Origin of the sequence: Blautia marasmi (assembly GCF_900258535.1) — a bacterium.
Taxonomy (GTDB): Bacteria; Bacillota; Clostridia; order Lachnospirales; family Lachnospiraceae; genus Blautia; species Blautia hominis.
The window spans coordinates 4,136,430-4,153,197 of the sequence record NZ_OIWX01000001.1 but is presented as its reverse complement, the minus strand read 5'-3'; the positions used below and the strand labels follow the sequence as shown (position 1 = coordinate 4,153,197).

Annotated in this window: 15 protein-coding genes and 1 tRNA gene; all 16 read right to left on the bottom strand. The window is 45.8% G+C overall.

Going from position 1 to position 16,768, the window contains the following annotated elements:
- Positions 1-10: 10 nt before the first annotated feature.
- The 16 genes from deoC to cysS all read right to left on the bottom strand — a co-directional run bounded on the left by deoC (position 11) and on the right by cysS (position 16,768).
- On the bottom strand, positions 11-670 hold the full coding sequence (gene deoC, locus C6P39_RS17975) for a deoxyribose-phosphate aldolase (protein WP_095170973.1): 660 nt from the start codon (positions 668-670) through the stop codon (positions 11-13).
- Positions 667-1,722 carry a galactitol-1-phosphate 5-dehydrogenase gene (locus tag C6P39_RS17970; RefSeq protein WP_167388439.1) on the bottom strand — a complete coding sequence of 352 codons (1,056 nt, stop codon included), beginning with the start codon at positions 1,720-1,722 and terminating at the stop codon, positions 667-669. The genes deoC and C6P39_RS17970 overlap by 4 nt, the downstream gene beginning before the upstream one ends.
- A 30-nt stretch (positions 1,723-1,752) precedes the next feature.
- On the bottom strand, positions 1,753-2,796 hold the full coding sequence (locus C6P39_RS17965; RefSeq protein ID WP_095170977.1) for an alcohol dehydrogenase catalytic domain-containing protein: 1,044 nt from the start codon (positions 2,794-2,796) through the stop codon (positions 1,753-1,755).
- Positions 2,797-2,806: 10 nt separating this feature from the next.
- On the bottom strand, positions 2,807-3,757 hold the full coding sequence (locus tag C6P39_RS17960) for a sugar-binding transcriptional regulator (protein WP_095170979.1): 951 nt from the start codon (positions 3,755-3,757) through the stop codon (positions 2,807-2,809).
- Between the two features lie 27 nt (positions 3,758-3,784).
- The gene (locus C6P39_RS17955) at positions 3,785-4,636 is read right to left on the bottom strand and encodes a carbohydrate ABC transporter permease (protein WP_095170980.1); all 852 of its coding nucleotides are present in this window, start codon (positions 4,634-4,636) and stop codon (positions 3,785-3,787) included.
- Positions 4,629-5,525: a carbohydrate ABC transporter permease gene (locus C6P39_RS17950; RefSeq protein WP_095170982.1), complete on the bottom strand. Its 897-nt coding sequence runs from the start codon at positions 5,523-5,525 to the stop codon at positions 4,629-4,631. Before C6P39_RS17950 ends, C6P39_RS17955 begins: the two co-directional genes overlap by 8 nt.
- Before the next feature lie 85 nt (positions 5,526-5,610).
- Positions 5,611-7,029, bottom strand: coding sequence for an ABC transporter substrate-binding protein (locus tag C6P39_RS17945; protein WP_095170984.1), 1,419 nt, complete (start codon positions 7,027-7,029; stop codon positions 5,611-5,613).
- A 15-nt stretch (positions 7,030-7,044) separates the two neighbouring features.
- Positions 7,045-9,552 carry a beta-mannosidase gene (locus C6P39_RS17940; protein ID WP_104804709.1) on the bottom strand — a complete coding sequence of 836 codons (2,508 nt, stop codon included), beginning with the start codon at positions 9,550-9,552 and terminating at the stop codon, positions 7,045-7,047.
- Between the two features lie 16 nt (positions 9,553-9,568).
- Entirely contained in the window at positions 9,569-10,114 is a 546-nt protein-coding gene (locus C6P39_RS17935; RefSeq protein ID WP_104804708.1) for a D-lyxose/D-mannose family sugar isomerase, read from the bottom strand.
- A 505-nt stretch (positions 10,115-10,619) separates the two neighbouring features.
- Positions 10,620-10,692, bottom strand: a tRNA-Thr gene (locus tag C6P39_RS17930).
- Positions 10,693-10,868: 176 nt separating this feature from the next.
- Entirely contained in the window at positions 10,869-11,843 is a 975-nt protein-coding gene (locus C6P39_RS17925; RefSeq protein ID WP_104804707.1) for a D-2-hydroxyacid dehydrogenase, read from the bottom strand.
- Between the two features lie 198 nt (positions 11,844-12,041).
- Positions 12,042-13,355, bottom strand: coding sequence for a hemolysin family protein (locus C6P39_RS17920; RefSeq protein WP_095171063.1), 1,314 nt, complete (start codon positions 13,353-13,355; stop codon positions 12,042-12,044).
- A 260-nt stretch (positions 13,356-13,615) separates the two neighbouring features.
- On the bottom strand, positions 13,616-14,200 hold the full coding sequence (locus C6P39_RS17915) for a sigma-70 family RNA polymerase sigma factor (protein WP_095171065.1): 585 nt from the start codon (positions 14,198-14,200) through the stop codon (positions 13,616-13,618).
- A gap of 3 nt (positions 14,201-14,203) precedes the next feature.
- Positions 14,204-14,953 carry a 23S rRNA (guanosine(2251)-2'-O)-methyltransferase RlmB gene (gene rlmB, locus C6P39_RS17910; RefSeq protein ID WP_104804706.1) on the bottom strand — a complete coding sequence of 250 codons (750 nt, stop codon included), beginning with the start codon at positions 14,951-14,953 and terminating at the stop codon, positions 14,204-14,206.
- Positions 14,928-15,377 carry a Mini-ribonuclease 3 gene (locus tag C6P39_RS17905; protein ID WP_095171070.1) on the bottom strand — a complete coding sequence of 150 codons (450 nt, stop codon included), beginning with the start codon at positions 15,375-15,377 and terminating at the stop codon, positions 14,928-14,930. Before C6P39_RS17905 ends, rlmB begins: the two co-directional genes overlap by 26 nt.
- Complete coding sequence (gene cysS, locus C6P39_RS17900) at positions 15,362-16,768, bottom strand: cysteine--tRNA ligase (protein ID WP_095171072.1); 1,407 nt, start codon at positions 16,766-16,768, stop codon at positions 15,362-15,364. The genes C6P39_RS17905 and cysS overlap by 16 nt, the downstream gene beginning before the upstream one ends.

Sequence of the window (16,768 nt, the reverse complement as noted above, 5' to 3'; positions counted from 1 at the left end):
CCGTCTGAAATCAATCTGTTGGTTCTGTTAGTAGTTTTACCGCCGAACTTGTTCCGATCCTGCTGCATCCTTCAGAAAGGAATGCTTCCAGATCTTCTCTGGTCCGTATTCCGCCCGCTGCTTTTATTTTTACATTTTCCCCAATATATTTTTTAAACAGACGGATATCCTCAATCGCAGCCCCTTTTGTACCGAAGCCTGTAGAGGTCTTGATATAATCTGCACCGGCATGGGTAACTGCCCTGCACATGGCAATTTTCTCCTGTTCACTCAGATAACAGGTCTCAATGATCACTTTTAAAACAACATCCCCTACCGCTTCTTTTACAGCACGGATTTCTTCTGTCACCTTCACGGTATCCCCATTTTTTAAATCAGCGATATTGATCACCATATCTACTTCCCCGGCTCCTTTGGATACCGCGTCTTTTGCTTCAAACACCTTGGCTTCCCTCGTATTGTATCCCAGGGGAAAACCAATGACCGTACAGATATTCAGGCGGTCCCCATAGCATTTATGTACCCTCTCCACATAGCAGGGCGGAATACAGACAGAAGCGGTCTCATATAAAATAGCCTCCTCACACAGCTTCCGGATCTCTTTCCAGTCTGCGGCAGCTTTTAAAAGGGTATGGTCAATATGTCCTAAAATCTCTCTGTTCTCTCTCATGCTGCCTCCTGACCATTGGGAAATATCATGATTTTGCTGAAGAAATAACCACCTGCGTCAATTTTCTGAAAGACTTCAGGTACATCCTCCAAACCGATCCTGTGGCTGATGATTCCCTTTGCTGACATGCCGTTCTCATACAGTTTGATGGATTCTGTCCAGTCTCTTCCCGGAAATGGCCTGGTAAAGGAATTCCAGGACCCCACAATCTCAATCTCACTTCTCATAACATAGTCCACTTCCTCCTCCGACAAGGCAAGACCCTGATGTGAGATTCCCAGAAGTACCACTTTGCCCTGCTTTCTTGCACAGCGGATACACTGTTTCTGCGCAGCCGGAGAACCCGAAAAATCAATCACTACATCGGCTCCAATTCCTCCGGTCGAATTTTTCACTTCCTGAATGGCATCTGCGTACAAAGAGTTAATGACGTGATCTGCACCTGCTTCTTTTGCCATATCCAGTTTTTTCTCCCATACATCCACAGTGATGATCTTTCCTGCCCCCTGTATTTTTGCGTACTGCACTGCAAAAAGACCGATTGCCCCTGCCCCGAAAATGCATACCGTTTCCCCCGACTTAAAACCGGCTTTGAACATGGCATGAAGCGCATTTGCACAGGGATCCACTGTGGCTATATCTTCAAAAGGAACATTTTTGTCTACTTTTAAAATATTACTTGTCTTCACTGCAATATACTGTGCCATAGCCCCGTCTCTTCTGGAACCATAATAGTCGTAGTTGTCACACAGAGAATACTGTCCTTCCCTGCACCAGTGACAGGAATAACAGGGAATCAGAGGCGTAGCGGTCACATGGTCCCCCACCTGAAAGTTATCAGCCTTTTCTCCCTTTTTTATGATAACACCTCCGAACTCATGGCCCAGGATGATCGGGGAAACATGTGCCCCATATTTATTGGCCCGGGGAATATCTGAGCCACAGATCCCCACAGCCATAACTTTTACCAACACTTCATCTTCTTCTATTTCCGGAATGGAAACCTCTTCCACCCTTAAATCCCCCGGTGCATACATTCTAACTGCTTTCATAAGCTGTCTTCCCTCTCCTTCTTGGCTTTTTCACATTGTGATCACCAGTTTCATGGCTTCTCCCTTTTCTGCTTCCGCAAAAGCATCCCCGGCACGTGCCAGCGGATAGCGGGCACTGATATATTTTTCCGCATCTATGACACCGTCCCGTATATATCCCATTGCCAGTTTATTCTGCTTCGGAGTGGATGCGTGGACACCAAAAACAGATAATTCCCTGTAGTGGATCAGATTACTGTCCAAATAACCTTTTGATTCCCCCGGCAATCCTCCAAACAGGGATATCCTGCCCCTCTTTGCCAAAAGCCCCATGCCCTGTTCCTGCACTTTTCCTACGGAACAGGCGGTTATCACAACATCCGCGCCATTTCCCTCTGTAAACTCTTTTATCTTTTCCTCCAGATTTTCCTTTGAAGAATCAACAAAAGTAACTCCCTCCAGCAATTTCTCTGCCTGTCTGATCCTTCCCTGTGAGGTCTCTGCTATCACTACTTTTCCCGCATTTGCATGCAGGGCAAGCTCTGCGTGCATACAGCCGATGATACCGCTCCCTATGATAAGGACACACTCCCCCGGAGCAATATTCAAATAAGACTGCGCATTCATGACACAGGCAAGAGGTTCACTCAATGTATATTTTGTAATATCTTCTTCCTGCGGCAGCCCATAAACATTTCCCATATCAAATGCACATGCCGGAACAGCCATGTACTGGGCAAAACCTCCGTCATATTCAAATCCTATGGTTTTCAGGTCATCACACATATTGGTAAATCCCTGCCTGCAGCTTCTGCAGTTCCCGCATCCAATGGCAGGCGCCATGGATACATACGTGCCTGTTGGAAATGCATTGCTGTATTTTTCTTTTACTTCCACGATCTGCCCCACGATCTCATGTCCCATAATCCTTCCATCTGGGATTTTACTGCTCCCAAACCGATAGGTACGGATATCCGTCCCACAGACAGAACAGGCTTTTAGTTTTATGACCGCCCCGATTCCCTCCCGCAGAGATGGTTTTTCTTTCTCAGATAATCTCGGTTTTCCTTTTTTATCAAATATGTAAGCTAACATACCTCTCCTTTTATTCCTGAATCAATTTCTCCGCTGCTTCTTCATCAATGATAAGAACATTGGCATAGCCTGCATGAAGGACCGCGCGGAGAGTTTCCAGTCTTTTCTCCCCCAGGATCACTGCGATCCTGAACTCACATTTTTTTAGCTGCTCCATGGGAACGGCTATGGTCCTGTCTTCCAGATCCTGATTGGCACATCTGCCCTCTTTGTCGATAAAATGGGTACACACCTCTCCCACAGCCCCGGTATTTTTTAGATGTTCTATCATCTCCTCCGGAATGTAGCCGGAACGGACCAGGGAACTCTGCTGTTCACATTTACCTACCGTAAATACAGCAATATTCATATTTTCCCATAACTGCATAACCTGGCTTATTCCGTGTTCTTTCAGGAATATATCTTTATATGCTTTGTTTTCCACAATAGCCGGCGCTGTCATAGCGTAAGCGTCTCCACCTAATACGGAGACAAAATTTTTGCTGATCTCCCCCGAAAATGTGCTGTTCTGATTCTGGCTCAGCCCACCGCATAACTGGACTACCTTTATGTCTTTATACTCCTGTTCTGTGGACAGCCTTTTAGAACACTCATAGATCGTCCTGCCCCATGCAACACCAATGGTATCCCCATCTTTTACAATGGCGTTCAGAATATCATTTAAAACCCTGCCAAGCTCCTGATAATAGGCCTCTTTCTTCCCATCCTCTTTTTTTCTGCCTGCTGAAACCATAAAGGCCTTTTTCAACCCGTATTTTTTTCTGAGGTACTTTTCCTCCTCCGTTTCAATCAGCCATGGATTGCTGCTTCTTATCTCTATCAGTTTTTCTTTCCTGGCTTCTATCAATAGTTTTGAAACATAGGAGCGCGAAATATCCATCTGCTTTGCTATTTGACTTTGACTTAAATTTTCCAGGTAATAAAGTCTTACTACCTCCAGTTTTAAATGATCTCTTACCATTTTATATTCTCCTTGTCTGCTGAAGTTTTAACCTTTCACAGAGCCAGCCACCATCCCTTCCATAATTTTTTTATGAAACAGAAAATATACGATCACAACAGGCAGTGTGGCTATAGTAAGCCCTGCCATCATGGGCGTATACTGGACGGAATGCTGTCCTGTAAAATATGTCAGCGCGATCGGCAGCGTTTTCAGCTCAGGTTTTCCCATGAGTACCAAAGAGAACGGAAATTCATTCCATGCATCCAAAAAGCTCAAAATGATCACGGTCGAAAGAATAGGTTTGGATATTGGCAAAAACACTTTGAAGAAGATATCGTGGGTATTTCCCCCATCAATGATCACAGCTTCCTCAATTTCTCTTGGTATGGTGGCAGCAAAGCTGGTCACCAGGAAAATGGCCTTTGGCAGCCCGAACGCGGCATAGACTAGAGCCAGTATAAACCTATTATTATTCAGTGTAAATAGCTTTAACTCCACAAAAATAGGTATTAAGAGGCTGTGAACCGGTATCAGCATCCCTGACAGGAACATGGTGTACAGAATTGTTTTGCCTCTGAACTGGTATCTGGCAAATACAACTCCCGCCACAAAAGCGATCAAGACAAGAGCTGCCACAGCTGCCACACTGACCAATACACTGTTGACAAATGCCACATCCATCTTTCCTGTTTTTATTGCAGATATATAGTTGCTGAAATGAAGGGAGGTGGGAAGCCCTATTAAATTTTTCAAAAAAGAAGGTTCATCCTTCAGGGAAGAATATATCATCCACACTACAGGAAACAGGCAGAAAAGAGACAGAACGGCTATGAGCACATTTACCAGCAGCATAAGGATTTTTTTTGCTAATTGCGTGACTCCATATGTTTTATTCATATTTCTTCTTTCCCTTCCCGAATATCACGTTACATATCAGCACCAGTGTCAGACTTACCGCCATGATCCCCACCGATATGGTAGAACCATATCCAAACCGCTGTTTTATAAAGGAAGTCTTGTAAGCATACATAGCGCCCACCATAGAGGCAGTACCCGGACCTCCGCTTGTGATGATATAAATATGCTCAAAGATCTTCATGCATCCGGAAACAGCCAGGATAACTGAAATCTTCACGGTATCCATTGTCATAGGCCATGTGATGAAAACAGCTTTTTTGATTCCGCCCGCCCCGTCAAGAGCCGCACTCTCAAAAATCTCTTCCGGTATATTCTTCATGGCACTGACAAAAATAACTACATACAGCCCAATCCACTGCCATACGATGGGCACCGTTATGGATTTCATGACAATATCCACCTCATCGATCCATGGCCGGATCCAGTTTTCCAGTCCTGCAGACCTGAGCAGAAAGTTCAGAAGTCCGTAATCCTGGTTATAGATGATCTTCCATAGAAACCCCACAACAACAGGAGCAAGGACAACCGGCATGAAAATTGCAAACTGGTGAAAAGATTTCAATTTTAAACCTTTGGAACAGATCAGGGAAGCTATAATAAAAGCAATCCCTACCTGGAATATCACACAGCAGGCTGCCAGGATAAAGTTATTGAGCAGAGCCTTTCCAAATATGGAATCTCCCAATAATCTGGAATAGTTGCCCAACCCCAGGAATATCTTTTTCTTTCCTCCTGACCAGTTGAATAAAGAATAATAAATTGCCATGATTATAGGTATTGCTGTAAATACAAGAAACAGCACCACACTTGGAAACATATACAGAAAAAGAGTTCTCTTCTTAGGCTGCAGTACCTTGTTGTTTGCCATTTGGCAGCCACCGCCTTTCTAAATTTGTCTGCTGAGACCGACCCGCAGGAGCCGGTCTCTTGTGTACAAAACTACTTACCTCTTGTCACTCCAGGATCAGCTCATATTCTTCCTGAACACGCTCTCCCCATTCCTCGGGAGTGATTTCTCCAATGAGCAGCTCCTGGAAATTGGTATTCATGGCATCAATTACAGAAGTGTCAAAGTGACAGTCATACTGTGGTGTCTTTTCCACACTGTTTTTGAGCTGTGCATATTCCTGCACCAGAGGTGAAATAGCACTGTAATCGTAATCAATGTTCATACCTCCGAAATCGCCCTTTTCAGCCAGGTCCTTACACCATTCTTCATCTGAAGTATATTTGATAAATAATTCTGCCGCCTGCTTTTTAGCACCTGTAAGCTTTGCATTATAAGCCTGCCCCCATGCGGATCCGCCTGGTGTTGCGGGATAATTTCCTTTCCCTCCGTCTATTGCAGGCAGAACAGCCACGCCTGACTTTTCGATCACGCTTGTGTTATCACCTGCTGTTGCGATCAAAGTGGCAAAAGTCCAAGAACCATCCACATAAGAGGCATATTCTTCGTTCAGATACGGAGGCATAACTTCAAACTGGTCAATACTGTTCAGGTTTGTATTGAGATATTCTTTTTCTGCCAGCTCTGCCATCTTCTCAACACCTTTGAGCATATCTTTGTCCAAGAATCCGTCCCCGGTGCCTTCCATAATATCTTCATACCATTTGCCGCCGGCTCCTCTGTCTCCCATAGCTCCGAAAATACAGGAATTGGCAACCCACTGTCCGCTGTTTCCCACGCCTAAAGGTACATAACCTGCATCCTTAAGCTTGGCAAAGCAGTCCATCATATCCTCCCAGGTCTCGGGGAACTTCTCGTACCCAACAGATTTATAAATTTCCTTATTGTATATTACCAGAGAGCAGCAGAGATTCTGGAATGGCGCGCCATAGTAATGACCGTCATACTCCATATCAAACAACACCTCGTCATCAAATTTTCCTGACCAATCCTTATCATTTTCAAAGAATTCATCAACTGCTCCGATCTGTTCATTCTCCACCAGATTTGGAATCCATGCCCCTTTTACGTTAAACACGTCAGGGAGCGTATCTGCTGCCGCATACGTCATCATGATCGTCTGATAATCATCGTGTACAGAACCATCATAATTAACTTTTATATTGGGATAATCCTTCTCCAGTCTCTCAATGGCGCGGTTCAGCGCATAGGATTTTGCGTCCGTCGTGCTGTCCAGAGGCCACATCATGGCAACATCCAGCGTTACTTCCTCTGTGAACTCCCCGCCCGCCTCTGCGTCAGCCTCAGGCTCCGTTTCTTTTTCTTCTTTATTTTCCGGCTTTTCTTCTTTTGCCTCCTCCTGTTTTGCTTCTGGCTCTTCCTGGGGTTCATCTGCAGAACCACATGCGGTCAGCATAGAACAGACCATAACACCTGCCAATAACACAGCAATTCTTTTTCTCATTTTTTTCCTCCCAATTTACATTATATTTTTACCGATGTCGTTTACATTTTCAAAAAACAATTGTTTTTTCAGCTCTTCCATTGAAATCTGGCGCCGAAGACTTCTTTTCTCTACCTCCACTCTTTTCGTTCTTCCCGGTGAAAGGTCGAAGCAATTATCCGAAAATTCGCAGTCATTATTTTCCATATCCATCTTTATGCATTTTACAAAACAAGAAGTCTGAATATTTAGAACATACTTTTCCTTCTCTTCCTGTACATCAACCATAAATTGGGGATGCAGGAATTGAAAATGCTTTGGTTTTACAAACAGATATGTATCCTCACAGAGGATTTCCCCATCTCGGCTGTATAAAAATAACTCCAGATAATACTTCTTCCGCTCTTCCTCCTCTATTTCCTTTGACCAGTCTATTTCCTGAAAAACAGCGGAAGAAGATCCTTCTGCCTGTATTATCTTTTCCCAGCTTTTTACTGTATTCCCTGCCGAATCTTTCAATGCCCACGCAAGCTTTGCTGTAAATCCCCGAGGGGAGTCATTTACCACGAATATCTCCATTCTCCGTGATTCAAACCTATCCTCCTTCACACACAAGATGACTTGTCTGAAAAAACGTCTGGCATAATAATGCAGAACCTTCAAACGGTATTCATAATCAATGCCGGACCAGCTTGTTCCGGGAAAACAGTCTACGATCTGCCAGTAAAGCGCCCCCATACATCTTGGCTTCATGCTTCGGAAATGACAGGTTCCGTATTTGATCCCCTCCGCCTGTGCATACTGGGATGCAAAAATGTATTCCTGAAATGTCCGGGGAGCCTGTACCTCCTGGAAGATATAATTCATAATTTTTCCGTTGCCCATATTGCAGTAATTATCACTGCAGTGCTGCATATGATCCATGACTTCCGAATTAGGGCTCATGTCCTCCGGTTCCAGATAACTGCGCAATGTTTTGAAATTTTGAAAAGATTCCAGACCAAATTCACTGATAAACCGCCCTGTACAGTCTCTGTAAAAAGTATACGGTTTTGCAGGAAGATACCACACATACCAACAGTGTACATCCCCTTTTGCATATCCATTCGGATCATCATACCCCCCTCCGCTGGACGGTGAGCTGGGCCAGAACAGTCTGTCCGGATCATATTTCCGAACCACTTCAGCCAAATGCACCTCATACTGCTGCAGATTCTTCATTCTCAGCTCCTGGGTCAGCCCTTCTGCCTGGTGCTCATAGTCATGAAACCATTCATTTTCGTTATTTCCACACCAAAGCGCAAGGCAGGCATGATTGCGAAGCCGGATCACATTGTCTTTCACCTCTTCCCTGATATCTGCAAGAAATGCATCATCTGAAGGATATAAGGCACAGGCGAACATCAGATCCTGCCAGATTAAAATCCCGTTTCTGTCGCAAAGATCATACAGTTCATCGTCAGGATACACCGCCCCGCCCCATATACGGATACAGTTGTAATTGGCCTCCTTACAGAGACGTATCAATTCCCGGTGCCGCTGTCCCCGGCAGGCTGTCAGGAATTTATCCGGAGGAGTATAACTTGCTCCTTTCGCAAAAACGGGGATGCCATTTACATAAAAGGCAAAAGTTTCTCCAAAGGAATCCTCTTCCCTTCTCACTTCTATAGTACGAAGCCCCACAAAGAAATGCTTCTCTTCCCATTCATCCCTGCACTGCATTCTGATGCAGATCTCATACAGGGGCTGCTCTCCATATCCATTTGGCCACCAAATCTCAGGATTCTCAATCTCCATCCAGGTTTCTGCCAAAGACTCCCGGAATCTTATCTGTTTTCGGGATAGTTCCAATCCCTGCGGGCTGTATAGAATGATCCTTACATCTGCTTCATCGCATACCGCATCTGACAATACCTCTGTTTTTAAGAAAACCCTTCCCTCTTCATGTCTCTGCCGGGTATAAATATGCCCTATTCCTGCCTTATCATATGCCTCTATGTATACGTCTCTCCAAATTCCCAGATCTGGCACATTCGGCTCTGCATCCCACCCAAAAGAACTGTGAGTCTTCCGTATCTGCGAAAATCCGTGGGGACTGGCCGTGTTAAATTCAGGAAGAGGATGTTTCCTGTGCTGCTCCTCTATATAGCGCACCGGTGAATATAGTGTAATGTGCAGCAGGTTTTCCCCCTCTTTCAGTATCCCCTTTACCGGAAAGCGGTATGTGCGGTGCATATTCTGTGTCCGGGCAACCTTTACTCCATTCAGATAAATATCCGCTATGGTGTCAATCCCCTCAAACACCAGAATCTGTTTTTCCCTGAACAGCACATCCTCCTGTACTTTAAAGCACAGCTCATACTCATAATCATTTTTTGCCAGCTCTTGAAATTCTCTGTCCTGGAAACGATAAAAGGGCTTCTTAATCCTCCCTTCCTTTATCATATCCATAAACAAGGTACCGGGCACTTCTGCATCGTGCCATTCTTTCTCCCGGGTATCTCTATACTGCCATTTGCAGCCTCCCAGTCTTTGTACGATCATAGACAGTCCCCGCTTCTCAATCTTCTATTGTTGTAAATCTTGATATCTCAGGGTCAGTATAGACATCCGTTCCGTCTTCGCTGTAAGAGGAAAATTCCGAAACCACAGCGCCGCTTGGTCCTGCCTGGAACCAATGCTTTGTATTCGGTGCCAACGTGTATTGCTCCCCCTGCTTTAAAACAATTTCATGCCAGACTGTATACACATCTTCCTTCCCCGCCGGAATTTTGGCTTTCGGATTCAGTGTCGGTTCACCAGGAACATGAACATACACTTCCCCATAACGACAGCGGAAAGTCTCTTCTTTTCCCGGATTATCCGGTCCAAGCGGCGGGTGTCTGTGTTCTGCACAAATTTGACCCGGAAGCATTGGCAGTTCTTTGGCACAGCATCTCTTTGTATTTACATAAACATGCAGCATAAGGCCTTCATGGTAAGGATCATTTAAGCCAAAATCTGTGACTTCCATCCTTTCTTCCTCTTCCGGCGTCAGATAAATACCGGCCTTTTTCATCAGTTCCAGCCCTTCTCTTTTAATCTGATCATATTCGCTTCTCTTCATTACCTTCTCCTTTGTGTCATATGACACCAACTTTTCTTTTGTTTAGTTGCCATTCATTTTTCAGATGCATCTATAAAAACGAACCTTTTTGTTTATAACTGCATATTATCACAAATATTTCTACTGGTCAATTGTGATTTTTTCACAATTTTAGAGTGAAAATTTCTACACATGGGATTATTTCCAATTTTTACCAATTGTGTCATTTGACACAAGCAGTAATTCAGAGATAGCAGCCACAAGAAATTCGGACAACAGATATAGAAATATTTCTGTTCCGACCGCACGGAAATCAGCGCAAGAGAAGAATATGAATACTGAAAGAGAAAATATTGAGCCAATCTGCAATGCAAAATTTTGAAAAGGGAAAAGGATCGAATGATGGACTTGGCCAGAAATAAAACTTTAACAAAGGACAAAGATTTGAAAAAAGATACGGATGGAGGAAGGAAGAAAGGTACTTAGAAAAAACAAAAAACCCTTGAAAATTCAAGGGCTTTCCTCAAGCTGCCTAGCGGATTTGAACCGCCGACCTCCGCCTTACCAAGGCGACGCTCTACCAACTGAGCCAAGGCAGCATTCCTTGTGATGCGCTGTGTAACTCGTCATCACAATTAAGAATTCTAACAAAAGTTGTGTCAAATGTCAAGATATTTTTGAAAACTTTTTAATTTTTTTGTCGCAGCAGCCAGAACGGTGTAAGGCAGTCTCTGTGCGGCGTCTAAACTTCAGCGCCGCACGGAGGTTCGCTGTCTTATTTTTTGTTTCCGCTGCAGTATCCTGCCTGGAAATCCATTAGATTTCTAAGCTTCTGCCCCTGCATATACCGCTTCAGATTCTCCGTGCAGATATTCACCACCTTATCCAGTGTTTCCGGAAGGTGATAAAAGCCTGACACATGGGGCGTAATGAATACATTGGGATAATCCCACAGTCTGTGTTCTGCCGGAAGAGGTTCGGGTTTTACCACATCCAGGGCCACGCCCGCCAGACGTCCCTCATCCAGCACCTCACAGAGATCTTCGGTACAGACCGCATCACCGCGGCCTCCGTTTAAGAAGAATGCGCCCGGTTTCATAAGATGAAACAGCTCTTTGTTGAATAATCCTCTAGTCTCCGATGTACTGGGCAGGAAGGAAACCACCACATCCGCATGGGGGAGCAGTTCTCTGCAATCCTTCATCAAATGCGGTTCGTCGATATACTCCGGACAGTTCCCCGGACTTTTCTTAACGCCGATCACATAAGCACCCAGAGCATGGGCCATCTTGGCGAAATGGCGGCCAATATCCCCCATTCCAAAGATAAGCACGGTGGAATCCGCAATAGATGTCACCGTCCCATGTTCATCCCAGATGTGCTTATTCTGGCTGTCACGATAGAGATGCAGTTTCTTCTGCATGGCCATCAGCATGGCGAACATATGCTCAGATACGGTTTTGCCATAAGCCCCGTTGGATGTTGTGACAATGGTGTTTTCATCCAGGATACCCTCCCCGGCATATGCGTCAGCACCTGCGGAGTTCAATTGCAGCCACTGCAGTTTTTTTGAGGCTCCGATTTTATCTGCAGGCACATTTCCAAGTATCACATCCGCCTCCTGCACCTGCTCCCTGCTCACCTCTTTGATCGAAGAGTATACAAAATGGTTCCCCGGCGCTGCCTCCTCCAGAAGCTCTCTATGTTCTTCTCTCACAGGTATTACTACCAGAATTGTTTTTTCTTTCATGTTACTGCCTCCCGTCCTATTCGCTGAAACACTTTACAGCTCTACTTCGTAACTGTTCAGTATCCTCACAGTTACCGGCCAAAAAACCATTAAAAACTGCCTTTGACAATAGGAATTCTGCCCGGCTGCTGAACGTTTTCTTACGGCCTCACAGTAAATGCGCAGGCATGCTGAACCGTTACTTTACTTCTTACTATTTTAACAGGGTAAAGGATTTTCGTCAATCAGATGGAGCGTGGTATTGCCGATTCTGTGATTTTCCACAGAGTGCACTTTTACCCGCACACCTGAGAATTCGCACTCAAACCGCTCGCCGTTCTTTGGCACCCTTCCGATAATACTGCAGATAAATCCGTTAAATGTGTCATAAGTATCGGTTGGAAGGCGGACGCCCAGAGCTTCCGCCACGTCATCCAACGGTGCACAGCCCTGTATCTTCCACTCTTTTTCTCCGATTTTCTCAATCTCTTTCGGCCGCAGAGGTTCCTCCTCCTCGTAAAGCTCCCCAACAAGGGCCTCCATCAGGTCATGGAGAGTGATGATACCTGATACACCGCCATACTCATCGACCAGTACAGCAAAATATGTCCTGTTCTTTTTCATATTGGAAAAGAGCACATCTGCTTTCATTCCATCCGGCACAAACCACGCCTTATCCACAGCCTGCTCCATGACAGCCTCACGTGACCTGTCCTTCATACGGAAATAGTCCCTGGTATCCAGGATTCCCACGACATCGTCACAGCTCTCACCGCACACGGGATAAAAAGAATGACGGCTGCGGCATATGGTATCCTCCCATTCCTGCATATCATCCTCCAGATACAGGGCATCCACATCAATACGGTGGGTACAGATCTGCTCCGCATCCATATCGTCAAAATCAAAAATATTCTGGATCATCTCATTTTCCTGGGTATCAATGGTTCCCTGGGCATTTCCTTCCATGAGAAGCATACGGATTTCCTCCTCGGAAACCTTCTCCTCCTCTTCTTCCGGATTGATACCCATAAGTTTCAAGATCAAGTTTGTGGAGACCGTCAGCAGAAACACCAGGGGCGCAAATGCTCTGGACACTGTATAGAGCATGCCCGACATGGACAGCGCCATGGAATCGGCCTTTTTCATGGCAATCCTTTTGGGTACCAGCTCACCAAATACCAGATTAAAATAAGCCAGTATCAGCGTGATCAGAAATACAGCTATGGATTTCAGCACTGATTCCGGTATGGACACCCCTGCGGCTATAAGCTTTCCTACCAATGGCCCGGCAAAATTTTCCGCAGCAAACGCACTTCCCAGCAGTCCCGCCAGGGTAATGGCAACCTGGATCGTCGCCAAAAATCTGGCCGGCTGTTCTGTCAGGGCAGACAGCTTCACAGCCCTTTTATCACCATCTGCCGTCAGCTTCCGCAGCCGTGTCTCATTCATGGAGATCACTGCAATCTCCGCGCTGGCAAATGTAGCATTCAAAAAAATCAAAATAACCTGTAAAAGTATTGCTCCTATCATAACTCATATACCTCCTAAAATCGTACTATGGAATTTCCCCTCATGACAGCGGGGTTTTAAAAAAACACAAAAAGGCACAGCCTGTATCCGGATCTCTCCGTATACAGACCACGCCTTACCTATCCATAATACGACATGGGGCAGCTAATCTGCTATATGCACTATCACTATCGTCGCTATCCTCCATGTGCGCAATCACATCCCTTCGTCTTATTGTGTACTAAGATACCACCAAAATGTCCATATGTCAATGCTGTTTTTTACTCTAAAAATTCTCTGATCTTCCCTCGTATTCTCTGCAGGGCGTTGTCTATGGACTTTGGGCTTTTTCCCATATCTTCTGCAATCTGAGTATACGTCATACCCTCCAGATAAGAATCCAGCACCTGGGTCTCAAAAGGGCTTAAATGCTGTCTGATCTTCTCCTGTATGACATTCACATTCTCCCTGTCAATGACAATGGCCTCCGGATCCTGCTGCTCAAAGACCAGGCTGTCCAAGATAGGACTTTCCTCCTCGCTGAGGGAAATGTAAGAGTTCAGGGGCTTATTTTTAAGCCTTCCCGACATTTCAATGGCCTTATAGAGCTGCCGTTCCACACACAGGTTGGCAAAGGTTGCGAATGTGGCGCTTTTCCCCGGCTGATAATCTCTCAGCGCCCGAAACAGGCCGATCATTCCCTCCTGGATCAAATCCTCCCTCTCACCGCCCACAATGAACATGGCATGGGCTTTTTTCAGGACCATCCCCTTGTATTTTTCCATGAGATAGTCTTCCAGCTCCTGCTCACCGCTTCTCAGCCGTTCAATCAATTCTTCGTCCGTAAATCGTTCGTAATTATCCATATTTTATCCTAAAAGCCGCTGTCTCACAATTTCATAAGCCAATACTCCTGCAGCCACAGAAGCATTCAGGGAATCAATATCCCCTTTCATGGGGATGGAGGCCACAAAATCGCATTTTTCCTTTACCATCTTGGATACGCCTTCCCCTTCGTTTCCGATCACAAGACCAATCGGGCCTTTTAGATCAAGCTGGTACATGCTGGTGCCGCCCATATCCGCACAGACGAACCACAGGCCTTCCTTCTTCAGCTCCTCAATGGTCCTGGCAATATTGGTCACTCTTGCCACCGGCGTGTAATTCAGGGCGCCTGCCGAGGTACGGGCCACAGTGGCCGTAAGCCCCACCGCCCTGTTTTTTGGTATGACAACCCCGTGGGCACCTGCCAGGTTGGCAGTACGGATAATGGCCCCCAGGTTGTGAGGGTCTTCAATGTTGTCGAGGACCACCACAAAAGGCGGTTCCCCTTTCTCTCTTGCCTTATTCAGAATATCTTCCACTTCAGCGTAATCATAGGCCGCCGTCATGGCAATGACTCCCTGATGTTTTCCTGTCTCTGACATCTGGTCCAGGCGCTCCTTTTTCACGAACCGCACCATGGTATCATGCTTTTTCGCCTCTCTTAAGATGGTGCGGACAGGGCCGTCCTCACATCGCTCCAGCACAAACAGCTTGTCCACTACCCGGCCGGAACGAAATGCCTCCAGCACTGCGTTGCGGCCTTCCACTTTACTCTCCTGGAATTTCTCTTCCATCTGCTTCTCCTTCTTCCATACCTGTTTTAATCAGCTCCAGCATCCGTTCCCACTGCTCCGTAAGATACAGATATCCCATCAGCGCCTCAAAACCGGTTGCCCTTCTGTAATCTGACATGCTGGCATTCTTGGCCATGGTATAAGATTTTGCATTTCTGCCCCGCTTAAATACCGCTGTCTCCTCCTCTGTGAGATGAGGTTTCAATTTCTCTATCATGGCGGACTGTGCAGACGCCTTCACGAGCCTGCTTGCCCGGTTATGCAGCTTATTTACCTGCGTGTTACCCTTTTCCACCAAAATGGTGCGGATGACCAGCTCATAGATGGCATCCCCGATATAGGCCAGGGTCAGAGGAGAATACGTTCTGATATCCGTATCCTCCAGGCCAAACATGTCTTTCAGCATTTTTAAGCTCTCTTCCATTGTACACCTTCTCTTGTATCTTTCAAAATGATGCCCATGGAGGCAAGCTGGTCACGGATCTCATCCGCACGTGCAAAATCCTTTGCCTTTCTGGCTGCCTGGCGTTCTTCGATGAGGCGCTCCACATCAGAGTCCAGAACTTCTTCTTTTTTATTCACGAGCAGTCCCAGTATATCACACAAGCCTGTGATCTTATCAAAGAGCAGCTTTACAAATGCCTTTGTGCTGCCGCTTCCCGCCTGGGTGTTGGTGAATTTCACAAGCTCGAAAACAGCTGCAATGGCATCCGCTGTGTTGAAATCATCCTCCATGGACTCCTCGTATTTTTTCACATAGCCTTCGATCTCAGGAAGCAGTGCCCGCTCTGCCTCTGAAATCTCCTCACCCCCGGCATTTTCAAGCAGGTGTTTTAACTGGTCCACACATGTCACAATACGGTCCAGAGCGTTCTTGGAAGCCTCCATCAGCTCCGCACTGAAATTGAGAGGACTCCTGTAATGGGCATTCAGCATAAAGAAGCGGAGCACCTGCAGGTCGTATTTCTCGCCAATCTCACGTACTGTAAAGAAATTGCCCAGCGATTTTGACATCTTCCTGTTGTCAATATTCAAAAATGCATTGTGCATCCAGTATTTAGCGAAGATCTTGCCATTGCAGCACTCAGACTGGGCGATCTCATTCTCGTGGTGAGGGAATACCAAGTCCTCACCGCCTGCATGGATATCAATCTCCTCACCCAGATATTTTTTAGACATGACAGAGCACTCGATATGCCAGCCCGGCCTTCCCTCGCTCCAGGGGGATACCCAGTAAGGCTCCCCTTCTTTTTTCGGCTTCCAGAGTACAAAGTCTAAGGGGTCTTCCTTCTGGTCCTCGCCTGATACCTGGATGGAACGGAATCCTGACTGCAAATCATCCAGATTCTTGTGAGACAGCTTTCCGTACTCACTGAAATTCTTCACTCTGAAGTATACCGTACCGTTTACCGCATAGGCAAACCCTTTGTCAATAAGGGTCTGGATCATATGGATCATACCGTCGATCTCCTGGGTTGCCAGGGGATGGGTAGTGGCAGGCTTTACATTCATGTCCGCCATATCCTTTTTACATTCTTTGATAAAGCGCTCGGAAATCTCTTCCGCGGGAACACCCTCCTCAATGGCCTTTGCAATGATCTTGTCATCCACATCCGTGAAATTGGATACATAATTTACATCATATCCTTTGTACTCCATATATCTTCTCACGGTATCAAATACGATCATGGGCCTTGCATTTCCAATGTGGATAAAATTGTATACGGTGGGTCCGCACACGTACATTTTTACTTTTCCTTCCTCCAGGGGAACGAAATCTTCTTTTCTCTTTGTCAGGGTATTATAAATCTTCAT

Excerpts from the sequence above, each read along its gene's own strand:
- C6P39_RS17945 (WP_095170984.1), bottom strand. The coding sequence starts at position 7,029 with ATGAGAAAAAGAATTGCTGTGTTATTGGCAGGTGTTATGGTCTGTTCT.
- C6P39_RS17920 (WP_095171063.1), bottom strand. The coding sequence starts at position 13,355 with ATGATAGGAGCAATACTTTTACAGGTTATTTTGATTTTTTTGAATGCT.
- C6P39_RS17925 (WP_104804707.1), bottom strand. The coding sequence starts at position 11,843 with ATGAAAGAAAAAACAATTCTGGTAGTAATACCTGTGAGAGAAGAACAT.
- C6P39_RS17970 (WP_167388439.1), bottom strand. The coding sequence starts at position 1,722 with ATGAAAGCAGTTAGAATGTATGCACCGGGGGATTTAAGGGTGGAAGAG.
- C6P39_RS17935 (WP_104804708.1), bottom strand. The coding sequence starts at position 10,114 with ATGAAGAGAAGCGAATATGATCAGATTAAAAGAGAAGGGCTGGAACTG.
- C6P39_RS17905 (WP_095171070.1), bottom strand. The coding sequence starts at position 15,377 with ATGGAAGAGAGCTTAAAAATGCTGAAAGACATGTTTGGCCTGGAGGAT.
- deoC (WP_095170973.1), bottom strand. The coding sequence starts at position 670 with ATGAGAGAGAACAGAGAGATTTTAGGACATATTGACCATACCCTTTTA.
- cysS (WP_095171072.1), bottom strand. The coding sequence starts at position 16,768 with ATGAAGATTTATAATACCCTGACAAAGAGAAAAGAAGATTTCGTTCCC.
- C6P39_RS17915 (WP_095171065.1), bottom strand. The coding sequence starts at position 14,200 with ATGGATAATTACGAACGATTTACGGACGAAGAATTGATTGAACGGCTG.
- C6P39_RS17940 (WP_104804709.1), bottom strand. The coding sequence starts at position 9,552 with ATGATCGTACAAAGACTGGGAGGCTGCAAATGGCAGTATAGAGATACC.
- C6P39_RS17955 (WP_095170980.1), bottom strand. The coding sequence starts at position 4,636 with ATGAATAAAACATATGGAGTCACGCAATTAGCAAAAAAAATCCTTATG.
- C6P39_RS17950 (WP_095170982.1), bottom strand. The coding sequence starts at position 5,525 with ATGGCAAACAACAAGGTACTGCAGCCTAAGAAGAGAACTCTTTTTCTG.
- rlmB (WP_104804706.1), bottom strand. The coding sequence starts at position 14,953 with ATGGAAGAGAAATTCCAGGAGAGTAAAGTGGAAGGCCGCAACGCAGTG.
- C6P39_RS17965 (WP_095170977.1), bottom strand. The coding sequence starts at position 2,796 with ATGTTAGCTTACATATTTGATAAAAAAGGAAAACCGAGATTATCTGAG.
- C6P39_RS17960 (WP_095170979.1), bottom strand. The coding sequence starts at position 3,757 with ATGGTAAGAGATCATTTAAAACTGGAGGTAGTAAGACTTTATTACCTG.